The organism is Bradyrhizobium sp. NBAIM14 (assembly GCF_020193895.1).
Taxonomy (GTDB): domain Bacteria; phylum Pseudomonadota; class Alphaproteobacteria; order Rhizobiales; family Xanthobacteraceae; genus Bradyrhizobium; species Bradyrhizobium yuanmingense.
On the sequence record NZ_JADYVQ010000010.1, the window covers coordinates 14244 to 27600 of the forward strand.

Consider the following 13357-nt stretch of genomic DNA (forward strand, 5'->3'; position numbering starts at 1 on the left):
TGCGCGACGCACCATCGACCGGCCCCGGAAAACGAAACGTGCCGCCTTTTAAGGGCGGCACGTGGCACTATCTTATGCCTGGCAAGACGGGTGTCAATGCCGCCCGGAAAGCCTCGCGAAACGCTGATTCCGTAGTCTTGCGGTGCCGATTTTGCGGGTTTTTCACCACGGAACATGTGGAAGCGAGTCGGCGGACTCTTGCGCGGGAGTCACGCCATATTGTAGCGTTTGGACTGTCAGATACGACATCTCGTGCAGCAGTTCTGATCCCAGAAGTCCTCATGTACCGGCGTAAACGTTCGGGCGTCTTGAGCGCGCCCGGCGAGCCTTAAGGGATTCTGACGGCACGGGTTTTTCAAGGCTAAAGCATTCGCTGCGAAGGCCCCAGGATGGCAGGCGCGCAGCGAGGGAAAGGGTGCAATGACGGTTTTGACCTGGTCCGATGATCGCGTCGAGCAGCTGAAGAAGCTCTGGGAGGCCGGACTTTCGGCCAGCCAGATCGCGGCGGAGCTCGGCAATGTGACCCGCAATGCCGTGATCGGCAAGGTGCACCGGCTCGGCCTGTCCGGCCGCGCCAAGAGCCCTTCATCGGCAGCGCCGCGGCCGCGCAAGGCACGGCCCGCGCAGCATATGATGCGGGTGACCCGCCCCGTCGCGCGCGGCAACACCGCGCTGGCGCAGGCCTTCGAGGTCGAGTTGGAAGCCGAGCCGGTTACCTACGACAACGTGGTGCCGATGAGCCAGCGGCTGTCGCTGCTGGAATTGAACGAGGCGACCTGCCACTGGCCGGTCGGCGATCCCTCGAGCCCGGATTTCTTCTTCTGCGGCGGCAAGGCGCTCTCCGGCCTGCCCTATTGTGCCCAGCATTCGCGCGTGGCCTATCAGCCTGCAGCGGATCGCCGTCGCGCAGCACCGAAACCGGGCACGCGGTGAGGTTGCGGAATTTCCTGATCGCCAAGCTTTGATCGCCAAGCTTGATCGCCAAGGCTGCAGCCGTCACACGATGACGGCTCCCAATCACTCCGGTGTCATCCCCGCGAAGGCGGGGATCCATAACGCAATCGTTGCGCGAGATGGTCACTCCGAGTCTTCGCCAAACCACGTCCTGTGGCTGATCGCGACGAGCGCGCGCGCTCGCGCTGAGATCCCGGGCTCGCGCTGCGCGCGCCCCGGGATCACGACCGAGATTGTTGCCGCGGCCGAGAACCAACAACTCGCCCGATCTTACGTCTGCTCAGCCTTCGCGAAGCGATCGTCCAGCGCGTAGCCGGCGCCGCGGACGGTGCGGATCGGGTCCTGCTCGCGGCCAAGGTTGAGCAGCTTGCGCAGGCGGCCGATATGGACGTCGACGGTGCGCTCGTCGATGTAGATGTCGCGGCCCCAGACGCTGTCGAGCAGCTGCTCGCGCGAGAACACGCGGCCGGGATGCTCCAGGAAGAACTCCAGCAGGCGATATTCGGTCGGACCGAGATCGATCGGCCGGCCCGAGCGCGCCACGCGGCGCTTGTCGCGGTCGAGCTCGATATCGCCATAGGCGAGCACGGTGGCGAGGCGCTCGGGGCTCGCGCGCCTGAGCAAGCCCTTCACGCGCGCGAGCAGTTCCGGCACCGAGAACGGCTTGACGATGTAATCATCCGCGCCGGTGGCAAGCCCGCGCACCCGCTCGCTCTCCTCCCCGCGCGCGGTGAGCATGATGATCGGCAGCTGTTTGGTCTCGGGCCGGGTCCGAAGCCGCCGGCACAGCTCGATGCCCGACAGGCCCGGCAGCATCCAGTCGAGCACGATCAGATCGGGAATGTGCTCCTTGAGGCGGGTGTCGGCGTCATCGCCGCGCATCACCGTCTCGACGTCATAGCCGTCGCCTTCGAGGTTGTAGCGAAGAAGCTCGGTGAGAGCTTCCTCGTCCTCAACCACCATAATGCGTGCGCCCATGTGGTCGTAGCTCCTTAAGTCGTCAGGTGTTCGGCACCGTCGTGGCGAAGGTCGTCATGTCGCCCTTCGGCCGCTTGTCGGTGATCGCCTGGCCCTCGATCATGTAGAACACGGTCTCGGCGATGTTGGTGGCGTGGTCGCCGATCCGCTCGATGTTCTTGGCACAGAACATCAGGTGGATGCAGAACGAGATGTTGCGCGGATCCTCCATCATGTAGGTGAGGAGCTCGCGGAACAGCGAGGTGCAGATGGCGTCGACTTCTTCGTCGCCCTTCCACACCGCCATCGCCGCCGGCAGGTCGTGCGCGGCATAGGCGTCCAGCACCGACTTGACCTGCTGCTGCACGAGGTCGGTCATGTGCTCCAGGCCGCGGAACAGCTTGAGCGGATGGAAATCCGTCTCCAGCGCCGCGACGCGCTTGCCCATGTTCTTGGCGAGATCGCCGATGCGCTCGAGATCGGTCGCAACGCGCATCGCGCCGACGATCTCGCGCAGGTCGACGGCCATCGGCTGGCGGCGGGCGATGGTGAGCACGGCGCGCTCCTCGATGCGCTTCTGCAGCGCGTCGAGCTCGACGTCGGTGGCGACGACGCGCTGGCCGAGCGCGACGTCGCGGCGGATCAGCGCGTCGACGGAATCGACGATCATGCGCTCGGCGATGCCGCCCATCTCGGCGACCAGGCGGGTGAGCTCCTGAAGGTCGCTGTCGAAAGCCTTTACGGTATGTTCAGAACCCATGTTCCGTCTCCTCAGCCGAACCGGCCGGTGATGTAATCCTGCGTGCGCCGATCGCTCGGCGACGTGAAGATCTTGCTGGTGTCGTCGAACTCGATCAACTCGCCGAGATACATGAAGGCGGTCTTGTCGGAAACGCGCGCCGCCTGCTGCATGTTGTGGGTGACGATCGCGATCGTGTAGTTCTCGGACAATTCCTGGATCAGCTCCTCGACCTTGGCGGTCGAGATCGGGTCGAGCGCCGAGCAGGGCTCGTCAAACAGGATCACCTCGGGCCGCACCGCGACGGTGCGGGCGATGCAGAGACGCTGCTGCTGGCCGCCGGAGAGCGACAGGCCGGAGGCATTGAGCTTGTCCTTGACCTCGTTCCACAGCGCGCCACCGCGCAGCGCCTTCTCGACGCGGTCGTCCATCTCGGACTTGGAGATCTTCTCATAGAGACGAATGCCGAAGGCGATGTTCTCGTAGATCGTCATCGGGAACGGCGTCGGCTTCTGGAACACCATGCCGACCCGGGCGCGGAGCAGGTTGAGGTCGAGCTTGGGGTCGAGGATGTTGGTATGGTCGAGTAACAGCTGACCGTCGGCGCGCTGGCCCGGATAGAGGTCGTACATCCGGTTGAAGATGCGCAGCAGGGTGGACTTGCCGCAGCCGGACGGGCCGATGAACGCCGTGACGCGGTTGGTGCCGAGCGCCAGGTTGATGTTCTTCAGCGCGTGGTGGTCGCCGTAGTAGAAGTTGAGGTTGCGCGCCGTGACCTTGGCGGGCGCCTCGGGCAGGGGCTGCGAGCCGGGATGAACGGACGGTGCGCTGACGGAAACAGACATTTCACTCATTTTGCAGTCCTCTCGGCGCCAAGGATGCGCGCGCCAATGTTAAGGGCAAGCACGGTCAGGGTGATCAACAGCGCACCGCTCCAGGCGAGTTGCTTCCAATACTCGTAGGGGCTCTGCACGAAGTTGTTGATGGTGACAGGCAGGTTCGCCATCGTCTTGTTCAGGCCGAGGCTGAAGAACTGGTTCGACAGTGCCGTGAACAACAGCGGCGCGGTCTCGCCGGCGACGCGGGCGGTCGCCAGCAGCACGCCGGTGATGAGGCCGGAGCGCGCGGCACGATAGGCGATGCGCTTGATCACCAGCGAGCGCGGCAGGCCGAGCGCGCTGGCAGCTTCGCGCAACGGATTCGGCACCAGCAGTAGCATGTCTTCGGTGGTGCGCACGACGACCGGGATCACGATGACGGCAAGCGCCAGCGCGCCCGCAATCGCCGAGAAGCCGCGCATCGGCACCACCACCGCGCCATAGATGAAGAGGCCGATGATGATCGAGGGTGCCGACAGGAGAATGTCGTTGATGAAGCGGATCACCGAGGTCAGCTTGTCGTTGCGGCCGTACTCGGCGAGATAGGTGCCGGCGAACAGGCCGAGCGGCGCGCCGATGCCGACGCCGATCACGGTCATGATCAACGAGCCGACGATGGCGTTGCGCAGGCCGCCCTCGGTCGATCCGGGCGGCGGCGTGTCAGCTGTGAAGACCTGGAGGTTGAGCCCGGCCAAGCCGTTGTAGAGCAGCGTGACCAGGATCAGCGCGAGCCAGGTGACGCCGAAGGCGGCGGCTGCGATGCAGAGGCCGCGAATGACGATGTCCCAGCGGCGGCGGCGCGAATAGATCGGGTTCATGGCTTCACTTCCCGGCCTTGGTTTCGAGGCGCAGCAGCATCAAACGGGCGGCAGCGAGCACGAAGAACGTCAGCACGAACAGCAGGAGGCCGAGCAGGATCAGGCCGGACTGGTGCAGGCCGTCGCTCTCGGCAAATTCGGAGGCGATCGCCGCCGAAATCGTCGTGCCCGGCGCGAAGATCGACGAGGAGATCCGGAACGAGTTGCCGATGATGAAGGTCACCGCCATGGTCTCGCCGAGCGCCCGGCCCAGCGCCAGCATGACGCCGCCGATGATGCCGACGCGGGTGTAGGGGATCACCACGCTGCGGACGACCTCCCAGGTGGTGCAGCCGACGCCGTAGGCGGCTTCCTTCAGCACCGGCGGCACCGTCTTGAACACGTCGACCGAAATCGAGGTGATGAAGGGCAGCACCATGATGGCGAGGATCAGCGCGGCGTTGAACAGGCTGAGATAGGACGGGGGCCCTGCGAAGATCGCGCCCAGCACGGGGACGCCGTCGAACACCCTGATCATGAAAGGCTGGAAGGTGTTGGCCAGGAACGGGCCGAGCACGAAGAAGCCCCACATGCCGTAGATGATCGAGGGGATGCCGGCGAGCAGCTCGACCGCCATGCCGATCGGGCGGCGCAGCCATTGCGGGCAGAGCTCGGTGAGGAAGATCGCAATGCCGAGACCGACGGGAATGGCGATCAGCATCGCGATGAAGGAGGTGACGAGCGTGCCGTAGATCGGCCCGAGCGCGCCGAGCACCGGCGGATCGGCCGAGGGCGCCCAGCGCTGCGTCCACAGGAAGGAGATGCCGAACTCCTGGATCGCCGGTAAGGCGCCGACGATCAGCGAGATGATGATGCCGCCGAGGATCAGCAGCACCGAGATCGCGGACAACCGCGTGATCCAGTAGAAGGTGACGTCGCCGAGCTTGAACGCGCTCAAGGCCTTGGCGCGATCATATGGACCGGCAGCATCAATCACATTGCTCTCAACAGCCATCTCAGCCACGCCGATCCCCTATACCCGTTTTATGTACGCTTGTTGTTGGTGGCGCGCTCCGGATGCGGCAGGAGGCCGATCCGGAGCGGAGATCTTGCAGCGTCCCGGAACCGTGTCCGGGACACATATAGCGCCTTAGCTCTTGATCTCGGCAGCCCAGGTCTTCTCGATCTGCTGGACGACGCTGTCCGGCATCGGAATGTAGTCGAGCTCCTCGGCCATCTTGCCGCCGTTCTTGAAGGCCCAGCGGAAGAACTTGATCGCTTCCTGCGCGGCCGCCTTGTCGGTGGCGGACTTGTGCATCAGGATGAAGGTCGCCGCCGTGATCGGCCAGGACTTCTCGCCGGGCTGCTCGGTCAGGATGACGTAATAGCCGGGAGCCTTGGACCAATCGGCGTTGGAGGCGGCCGCCTGGAAGGCCTCGACGGTCGGCTGCACCGGCTTGCCGGCCTTGTTGACGAGACCGGTGTGGGTGAGCTTGTTCTGCTTGGCATAGGCGTATTCGACATAGCCGATCGAGTTCTTGGTCTGGCTGATGTTGCCCGACACACCCTCGTTGCCCTTGGCGCCGACGCCGACCGGCCACTCGACCGCGGTGCCCTCGCCGACCTTGCTCTTCCAGTCCGCGCTGGCCTTGGAGAGATAGTTGGTGAAGTTGAAGGTGGTGCCCGAGCCGTCCGAACGACGGACCACGGTGATGGCTTCTGACGGCAGCTTCGCGTTGGGATTGAGCTTCTTGATCGCGGCATCGTCCCACTTGGTGATCTTGCCGAGATAGATGTTGGCCAGGGTCTCGCCGTCGAACACCAGCTCGCCCGGCTTCACGCCCTCGATGTTGACGACGGGGACGATGGCACCCATCACCATCGGCCACTGGACGAGGCCGTCCTTCTCGAGCTGCTCGGCCTTGAGCGGCGCGTCGGTGGCGCCGAAGGTCACGGTCTTGGCCTGGATCTGCTTGATGCCGCCACCCGAGCCGATCGACTGGTAGTTCAGACCGTTGCCGGTCTCCTTTTTGTAGGCGTCAGCCCACTTCGAATAGATCGGGAACGGGAACGTCGCGCCGGCACCGGTGATGTCGGCCGCAAAGGCTACCGTCGTCGATGCGGCGACCAAGCCGGCAGCGACCATGGTTTTGAGGAAATTCATGCTGGTCTCCATACAGGGGAGCGAAGCGCCATCCGCGCCCGATCGCGCTCCCCGCGCCGCCGCTTTAGGGGCGGTCGGCTGTGCTTTTACGAAGGTTTCGTGACAGTTGGATGACGACACCAAGCAATTGAAATTGCTTGCGTTTCCGATCAAGCCGGAGTCTTGATCTGGGGAAAACAGGCGGTGAAGGTGGCGCCCTGCCTGGGCACGCTTTCGATCAAAAGGCGGCCGCGATGACGGTTAAGGATATGTTTCACCAACGATAACCCGAGCCCGGTGCCGCCTTGCGAGCGGCTGTCGCCGACGTCGACCCGATAGAAGCGCTCGGTCAGCCGCGGCAGGTGCTCCGGCGCGATGCCCGGGCCGAAATCGCGGACCATGACCCGGATTTCCTGAGTTCCGTCAGCGGCGGCGCTCGAGGTCAGCGACACGATGACGCGCCCGCCGGAGGCGCCGTATTTGAGCGCGTTCTCGATCAGGTTCTCGAACAGGCGGAGCAGCTCCTCGCGGTCCCCCGCGATCATCACCGGCGGCTCCGGCAGGTGGATGTCCACCTCGACCTGACGCTCGCGCGCCAGCGGCTCGAGCCCGTCGGCGACCTGACGGATGATCGGGACGAGATCGACCAGGGTGTCGGGCCGGACATGGGCCGACAGCTCGACCCGCGACAGCGACAAGAGATCGTCGATCAGGCGCGCCATGCGCGTGGCCTGGTTGTGCATGATGCCGAGGAAGCGCTCGCGCGCCTTGGGATCGTCCTTGGCCTGGCCCTGGAGCGTATCGATGAAGCCCGACAGCGCCGCCAGCGGCGTGCGCAGCTCGTGGCTGGCATTGGCGACGAAGTCGGCGCGCATCTCCTCGACCCGGCGCAGCGGCGTCTGGTCGTGGAAGGTCATCAGCATGCATTTGTCGGCGCCGCCGAAGCTGGTCGGCACCGGTACCGGCGTGATGATCAGCTCCATCCAGCGATCGACCGGAACATGATCGAGATAGGTCGCGCGCCGCGGCTCGGTGGTCGCGATGGCCTCGCGCAGCGCGGTGATGATCTCCGGCGAGCGCAGCGCGAACTGGGCGAGCTCGTTCTTGCGCAGCGCCGGCGCGAGCTGGGCGGCGGCGGCGTTGAGGTGGATGACGCGGCCGGCCCGGTCGAGCAGCACCGCCGGATCCGGCATGCCGGCGACCACCGCGGCCACCGCCGCGCTCTCGACCGGGTTGATGCGTCTGACGTCGTCGCGGGAGGTGGCGGGATCGTGCAGCCGCCACGGGATCAAGGCAGCCGCCGCGATGCAGAGGAACACGATTGCAGCGTGCAGCGCCGACAATTCGCCGAGCGAGACCACGACGGACAGCGCCAGCGCCGCGGCGATCAGGATGATGGTCGAGTGCCGCAGCCGATCGGACCAGGGCTGGGCGGAGGGAGAAGAGGGGGCGTCGATCGCCATCGGGGCGGACTTCTCCTGGGGACTGTCCTTAAGGACCTGACACCGGTCAGGCGCCGCTGTCGCTGCGCTCTCTCACATAGGCGGCTTCAGGCGCCGGGCCGGGGTCCAGCTTGAGCGCCGCCTGTTGCAAGCGCTTCGATCGGGCGCCGATTATAACCTCTCGAAACGTCAGCAAGATTACAGATAAGACGAACGGAGACAGATAATAGAGGACGCGGAACAGGAGCATGCCGCCCAGCAGCTCCTCGCGGTCCATCTGCCAGAGCCCGACCAGCATGGCGGCATCGAACACCCCCAAGCCTCCGGGTGAATGGCTGGCGAAGCCGAGCAGGGTCGCCGAGACGAAGATCACCGCGACCATCACGAAGCCGAGATTGGGCTCGTCGGGGACCAGCACATACATCGCCAGCGCGCAGAAACCGAGATCGACGATGCCGATCGCGATCTGGAGCAGCGTCAGCGGGCCGCCCGGCAGCACCACCGTCCAAGGGCCGCGGCCGACCACCCGCGGCTGGCTCCAGACCCAGATCACGTAACCGATCAGCGCCACGATGATCATCAGCGCCAGTGTCCGGTTCAGCCAGACCGGCAGCTGGTCGATCGAGGCTGCCGCCTCCGGATGGTAGGCGATGCCGAGGCCGAGCACCGCGGCATTGCCCAGCCAGAAGGTCAGGCCGGCGAGAAAGCAGATTTTTGCGACGTCGATCGCGTTGAGCCCATAGGCCGAATAGATGCGGTAGCGCACCGCCCCGCCGGTGAAGACGGAGGCGCCGACATTGTGGCCGATCGAATAACTGGTGAAGGCCGCGAGCGCGTTGATGCGATAGGGCACATGGGCATGGCCGATCGCGCGCGTGGCGAAGAGGTCGTAGAAGGTCAGCGTGAAATAGCCCGCAGTGACGAATAGCGCCGCCATCGCAATCTGGCTCGGCTCAGTGCTCTTGATCGCTTCGAGGACCTCGTTGAAATCGATGCCGCGCAGCATGTGGTAGAGCACGTAGCAAGCGATGCCGATGACCGCGATGCTGATCACGACTCCAAGCTTATGCAGGACTTGCTTCTGGCGCAGAAACGTCGTCGCCCTGCGTATGGCTTCCAGCATCTAGACCTCGAACAACGCTTCAGCGGCCAGGGTGGCCGGCGGACAGGCGGACGCGCAGGCATTCAACGAACCCTCGCCGCCGGCGCCGGAATCGCGCATGCCCCCTGCCCCTCCACTAGCGCGTTTTCGGCCGAAGTGGAATTCGCCAATTCGAACAAAAACACGTGCCTTCAATATTTTAGGCAGGGTTGCAGCTCCCAGTGCAGAATTTGGCGCTTTCGTCGGCAAGGCTTGGCGCGAATCTCCAGGCGATCCTGCGCAGGGGCCATGAAGTTTTGATGATTTCGGCCGCACAATGTTCCGTCACGCCTTAAGCCAACGTCAATCTATGGAGCCGGCCTGCCTGTTGAAAGAGGGGTGACTGGAGCGGCCAGGTCCCGGTTTTCCAATGCGCCGAAAGGCCGCGGCGGAGCACACCCCGCCCCGCGCGTGAGGGTGCATAGCAACATCACACAGCGGCTGGCGGCGCGGTACGCGAGACCACCCGATCGCGCAGCCACGCTCCGATCGTGCCGCCGACGAGATAGCAGGCGAACATGATCAGGCCGAGGTCGAGCCAGTAGCCGAAGCGACCGGGGACCACATGGGTGAGAGAGGCCGCGACCAGGGCGGCGGCAAGCACTGCGAGCCACCGCGCAATCACCTTCGAGGTGCCGTTGCCGCGCTGGACCACCGAGATCCAGCCCATGCAGAAGCCCAGCAGCAGCGAGCCGATCAGCCAGCCCAGATGGAACGAGACGAGATAAGGCATCGTCACCTCACCAGAAATTCGATGCGGCGGTTCTGCGCCTTGCCTTCATCGGTGTCGTTGCCGGCGACGGGCTGCGTGCTGCCATGGCCGACCGCGGTGAAGCGGCTGGCAGGAAGGCCCGCCTTGACCAGATAGTCGATCACCGCCTGCGCGCGCTTTTCCGAAAGGGCCTGGTTGAATGCATCCTCGCCATCGGCGTCGGTATGTCCGACGACCTCGATATTGGTGGTGGGGCAGCGCAGCGCAGTCTCGATGAGGCGATCGAGAATGCCGGCCGAGTCAGGATCGATGTCCGCGCGCCTGTTCGCGAAGCGGATCTTGCCCTTGGTCAGAAGCTCCGAGAACAATTGCTGGCACACGGTGCCGTCGACCGGGCCTGCGGCGGGCTTCACCGTGATCTCCGGCTTGTACTGCCAGTTCTTCGGGAAGTCCTTGCCGAGGCCTGCGCGGATCTCGTTGGCGGCGCCCTCGTAGAGCGCATCGCCTGAGAGCTTCACCTCGCGGTCGGAGACGACCAGCGTGCCGGTCGACAGCCGCGACAGCGCGCCGAGCGCGGCGATAACAGCCGTGCTGAAGGAGCCGGGGGCGCCGATGCTGGCCTTGAGATTGTCGACGACCTTTTCGGTGAAGAACTTTCGCGAGGCGCTGGTGCCGATCGCGGCGTGGACGTTGTTGTCCGGAACATTGCCGGTCAGCGTCACCGTCGCAGCCACCGGATCCTTGTAGGCCTGGAAGATGTAGGGCGGCGCCTTGATCTCGTTGGCCGCAATCGAAAAACCCTCGGGCAGGTTCTTCAGCGCAGCCGCGATCGCCTCACGGCCGCCGAGCTCACGCGCCATGCCCGACAGATTGACCTTGGTGTCCGTGATCGTGATCTTGCCGTCCTTCAGCTTGCCGATCTGATCCAGCAGCAGCATCGCGGCGGCTTCGAACCGGGGCGGCGCCCCGCGCGCCAGCCCCATCTGGTCGGCGACCTCGACGCCGCCGACTTCCTTGCGGGCCGCCTCGGTCAGCCGGGCCCTCATCGATGGCAGCGGCGCGGAGCCCGACAGCGTCACCCGCACCACGTCGCGCTCGGCATTCCACACGAAGGGCTTGGCCTCGGGAACGAGGCGGGTCCGGTCGTCGACCAGCCGCACGCCGGGCACGGTTTCGACCGCCATCACTGCGTCGCGGCGCCCCTCCTCGGAGAAGGCGTCCGCGGCCAGGCTGACGTCGCGGCCGTCGACCGCGATCCGGGTCTTGTCCAGAACGGTGTCCTTGAGCGCAGCCGAGCTGCGGGCCGACAGATCAGCCTCGACCGGTAAGGTATTATTCCAGGCCGCAAATCCCCACATGACGGCAAGGGGGATCAACCCCGGCCACCATTTGCTGGCCCACGAGAAAAGCTTCTGCATTCGACGACCCGACCTCTGGAAACGGAGACAAAACAAACCCTTGGCAGGCTGTCAAACCGGAAATGGCCCTGGTCCCAAGGCCCGGGTGGGACAATCGGAATAACTTTTTCTTCAAGGGTTCTTCCGTAAGTTGAGGCCGGAATGCCAAAGTCCCCCACCCGGTCATGAAACAACTGCGTAACAACGTCATCCGCGCCGGGCTGGGAGCACTCTATCTCAGCGGGGCGCACCACCTGTTGCGCCCGCTCTTGTCGGGCGTCGGCGCCATTTTCATGCTGCACCATGTGCGGCCGGCGCGCGAGGCCGCGTTCCAGCCGAACCGGCATCTCGAGGTCACCCCCGACTTCCTGCGCGCCACGCTGTGCCATTTGCGCTCGCGCGACATCGACATCGTCAGCATGGACGAGCTGCATGAGCGGCTGGTGCAGGGCCGGTTCGACCGTCGCTTCGCCGCCTTCACCCTCGACGACGGTTACCGCGACAATCTGGATTACGCGCTGCCGGTGCTGCGCGAATTTGACGCGCCGCTGGCGGTCTATGTCACGAGCGATTTTGCCGACGGCACCGGGCGATTGTGGTGGACGGCGCTGGAGGCCGTGATCGCCAAGGCCGAGCAGATCGACATTCAGATCGGCAATTCCGCCCTGCGGCTCGATGCGACCAGTGTCGCGGCGAAGCAGGCGGCATTCGACCGCCTGCACGACTGGCTGCGCGCGCTGCCGGGCGAGCAGGATCTTGCGCGCGAGATCGGGGCGCTGTGCAGGACTCACGGCGTCGACATGGAAGCGCAGTGCCGCGGCCTCTGCCTGTCCTGGGCCGAGCTCAAGTCCTTTGCCGCCGATCCGCTGGTCACGATCGGCGCGCACAGCATCAGCCATTGCAATCTCGCCAAGCAGACGGAAGACATCGCCGCGCAGGAGATGGCCGCAAGCCGCGCGCGGATCGAGCAGGTGCTGGAGCGCCCCGTGCTGCACCTCGCCTATCCCTATGGCGACCGCGACGCCGCGGGCGCGCGCGAATTCGCCCTTGCCGCATCCGCCGGTTTCAAGACCGCGGTGACGACGCGGCCCGGCATGCTGTTCGCGGAGAACGCCGGCCACATGACCGCGCTGCCCCGCGTCTCGCTCAATGGCAATTATCAGGACGCGCGGATCCTGCCGGTGCTGACCTCGGGTGCCGCGACCGCGATGTGGAACGGCTTCCGCCGCATCGCGGCGGCGTAGGCCTCAATCTGCACTGGTCGAGGACAAGCGTGCCTTCCTTGACACCCCTCCCCGCTCCGCCCACAACCGGCGGCAACCAAGGGAGGGACGCATGTTCAACGATCTGTTCTCGCTCAAAGGCCGCATCGCGCTGGTAACCGGCGGCTCGCGCGGCATCGGAAAGATGATCGCGGCGGGATTTCTCAGCGCCGGCGCGGCAAAGGTCTACATCACCGCGCGCAAGGCCGGACCGTGCGAGGCCACCGCGAAGGAGCTCAGCGCGCAATATGACGGGGAATGCATCGCGCTGCCGATCGACATCTCGACCGTTGCCGGCGCCGAGCTGCTGGCCAGCGAGTTCGGGAAACGCGAGTCCCGGCTCGACATCCTCGTCAACAATGCGGGCGCGGCCTGGGGCGCGGAGTTCGACGAATTTCCGGAGAACGGCTGGGACAAGGTGATGAACCTCAACGTCAAGGCGCCGTTCTTCCTGACCAAGGCGTTGGCGCCGACGCTGCGCACGTCAGCGAGCGCGGAACGGCCGGCGAAGGTGATCAACATCGCCTCGATCGACGGCATCTTCGTCAATCCCGGCGAGACCTATTCCTATGCCGCGAGCAAGGCCGGGCTGATTCATCTGACGCGGCGCATGGCGGTGAAGCTGATCCCGGACCACATCGTGGTCACCGCAATCGCGCCGGGCCCGTTCAAGTCAGACATGAACCGCGCCGCGCGCGACCACGCCGACGAGGTCGCAACGCGCGTCCCCGTGGGCCGCATCGGCACCGACGAGGACATGGCGGGCGCTGCGATCTACCTCGCCTCCCGCGCCGGCGATTACGTGGTGGGAGCGACCATCGCGGTGGATGGCGGCATCGTCTATGCGAACCCCGGGATCAAGGGCAGCGGGTGGGACAGCTGAATGCGCGAGTAGTGAGGTAGCGAATGGCGAATAGCATCTGTCGCACTATTCG

13 protein-coding genes are annotated in these 13357 nt (G+C 65.2%); 3 read left to right on the forward strand and 10 right to left on the reverse strand.

The genetic code is table 11. The features are described from left to right. Positions 1 to 420: 420 nt before the first annotated feature. Positions 421 to 933: a GcrA family cell cycle regulator gene (locus I6F28_RS22575; RefSeq protein WP_036001664.1), complete on the forward strand. Its 513-nt coding sequence runs from the start codon at positions 421 to 423 to the stop codon at positions 931 to 933. 291 nt (positions 934 to 1224) lie between these two features. Here I6F28_RS22575 and phoB read toward each other — a convergent pair whose 3' ends face one another. The 10 genes from phoB to I6F28_RS22625 form a co-directional block, all read right to left on the reverse strand. Beyond that, a complete protein-coding gene (gene phoB, locus I6F28_RS22580; protein WP_008143479.1) occupies positions 1225 to 1932 on the reverse strand; it encodes a phosphate regulon transcriptional regulator PhoB in 708 nt (235 codons plus the stop codon). Between the two features lie 22 nt (positions 1933 to 1954). After that, positions 1955 to 2671 carry a phosphate signaling complex protein PhoU gene (gene phoU, locus I6F28_RS22585; protein WP_036001670.1) on the reverse strand — a complete coding sequence of 239 codons (717 nt, stop codon included), beginning with the start codon at positions 2669 to 2671 and terminating at the stop codon, positions 1955 to 1957. A gap of 11 nt (positions 2672 to 2682) precedes the next feature. Continuing rightward, positions 2683 to 3504: a phosphate ABC transporter ATP-binding protein PstB gene (pstB, locus tag I6F28_RS22590; RefSeq protein ID WP_036020413.1), complete on the reverse strand. Its 822-nt coding sequence runs from the start codon at positions 3502 to 3504 to the stop codon at positions 2683 to 2685. Next, positions 3501 to 4346 (reverse strand): phosphate ABC transporter permease PstA, encoded by an 846-nt coding sequence (pstA, locus tag I6F28_RS22595; RefSeq protein ID WP_036001676.1) that lies wholly within the window; start codon positions 4344 to 4346, stop codon positions 3501 to 3503. The genes pstB and pstA overlap by 4 nt, the downstream gene beginning before the upstream one ends. A 4-nt stretch (positions 4347 to 4350) precedes the next feature. Continuing rightward, on the reverse strand, positions 4351 to 5340 hold the full coding sequence (gene pstC, locus I6F28_RS22600; protein ID WP_036020411.1) for a phosphate ABC transporter permease subunit PstC: 990 nt from the start codon (positions 5338 to 5340) through the stop codon (positions 4351 to 4353). Between the two features lie 135 nt (positions 5341 to 5475). Then, entirely contained in the window at positions 5476 to 6489 is a 1014-nt protein-coding gene (pstS, locus tag I6F28_RS22605; protein WP_036001732.1) for a phosphate ABC transporter substrate-binding protein PstS, read from the reverse strand. Positions 6490 to 6638: 149 nt separating this feature from the next. Next, complete coding sequence (locus I6F28_RS22610) at positions 6639 to 7931, reverse strand: ATP-binding protein (RefSeq protein ID WP_036001680.1); 1293 nt, start codon at positions 7929 to 7931, stop codon at positions 6639 to 6641. Between the two features lie 46 nt (positions 7932 to 7977). Beyond that, a complete protein-coding gene (locus I6F28_RS22615) occupies positions 7978 to 9033 on the reverse strand; it encodes a lysylphosphatidylglycerol synthase domain-containing protein (RefSeq protein ID WP_036001683.1) in 1056 nt (351 codons plus the stop codon). Between the two features lie 448 nt (positions 9034 to 9481). Then, the gene (locus tag I6F28_RS22620; protein ID WP_036001688.1) at positions 9482 to 9784 is read right to left on the reverse strand and encodes a hypothetical protein; all 303 of its coding nucleotides are present in this window, start codon (positions 9782 to 9784) and stop codon (positions 9482 to 9484) included. Positions 9785 to 9786: 2 nt separating this feature from the next. Further along, positions 9787 to 11181 carry an OmpA family protein gene (locus tag I6F28_RS22625; protein WP_225113443.1) on the reverse strand — a complete coding sequence of 465 codons (1395 nt, stop codon included), beginning with the start codon at positions 11179 to 11181 and terminating at the stop codon, positions 9787 to 9789. A gap of 164 nt (positions 11182 to 11345) precedes the next feature. On the opposite strand from I6F28_RS22625, the gene I6F28_RS22630 reads away from it, so the two are divergent. After that, positions 11346 to 12404: a polysaccharide deacetylase family protein gene (locus tag I6F28_RS22630; protein WP_225113442.1), complete on the forward strand. Its 1059-nt coding sequence runs from the start codon at positions 11346 to 11348 to the stop codon at positions 12402 to 12404. A gap of 91 nt (positions 12405 to 12495) precedes the next feature. Then, positions 12496 to 13305, forward strand: coding sequence for an SDR family oxidoreductase (locus I6F28_RS22635; protein ID WP_225113441.1), 810 nt, complete (start codon positions 12496 to 12498; stop codon positions 13303 to 13305). The last annotated feature ends 52 nt before the right edge of the window (positions 13306 to 13357 follow it).

Bases quoted from the DNA above. Each gene is read 5' to 3' on its own strand.
- I6F28_RS22625 (WP_225113443.1), bottom strand. From the start codon at position 11,181: ATGCAGAAGCTTTTCTCGTGGGCCAGCAAATGGTGGCCGGGGTTGATC.
- pstC (WP_036020411.1), bottom strand. From the start codon at position 5,340: ATGGCTGTTGAGAGCAATGTGATTGATGCTGCCGGTCCATATGATCGC.
- pstS (WP_036001732.1), bottom strand. From the start codon at position 6,489: ATGAATTTCCTCAAAACCATGGTCGCTGCCGGCTTGGTCGCCGCATCG.
- I6F28_RS22615 (WP_036001683.1), bottom strand. From the start codon at position 9,033: ATGCTGGAAGCCATACGCAGGGCGACGACGTTTCTGCGCCAGAAGCAA.
- I6F28_RS22610 (WP_036001680.1), bottom strand. From the start codon at position 7,931: ATGGCGATCGACGCCCCCTCTTCTCCCTCCGCCCAGCCCTGGTCCGAT.
- I6F28_RS22620 (WP_036001688.1), bottom strand. From the start codon at position 9,784: ATGCCTTATCTCGTCTCGTTCCATCTGGGCTGGCTGATCGGCTCGCTG.
- I6F28_RS22630 (WP_225113442.1), top strand. From the start codon at position 11,346: ATGAAACAACTGCGTAACAACGTCATCCGCGCCGGGCTGGGAGCACTC.
- pstB (WP_036020413.1), bottom strand. From the start codon at position 3,504: ATGAGTGAAATGTCTGTTTCCGTCAGCGCACCGTCCGTTCATCCCGGC.
- phoB (WP_008143479.1), bottom strand. From the start codon at position 1,932: ATGGGCGCACGCATTATGGTGGTTGAGGACGAGGAAGCTCTCACCGAG.
- phoU (WP_036001670.1), bottom strand. From the start codon at position 2,671: ATGGGTTCTGAACATACCGTAAAGGCTTTCGACAGCGACCTTCAGGAG.
- pstA (WP_036001676.1), bottom strand. From the start codon at position 4,346: ATGAACCCGATCTATTCGCGCCGCCGCCGCTGGGACATCGTCATTCGC.
- I6F28_RS22575 (WP_036001664.1), top strand. From the start codon at position 421: ATGACGGTTTTGACCTGGTCCGATGATCGCGTCGAGCAGCTGAAGAAG.
- I6F28_RS22635 (WP_225113441.1), top strand. From the start codon at position 12,496: ATGTTCAACGATCTGTTCTCGCTCAAAGGCCGCATCGCGCTGGTAACC.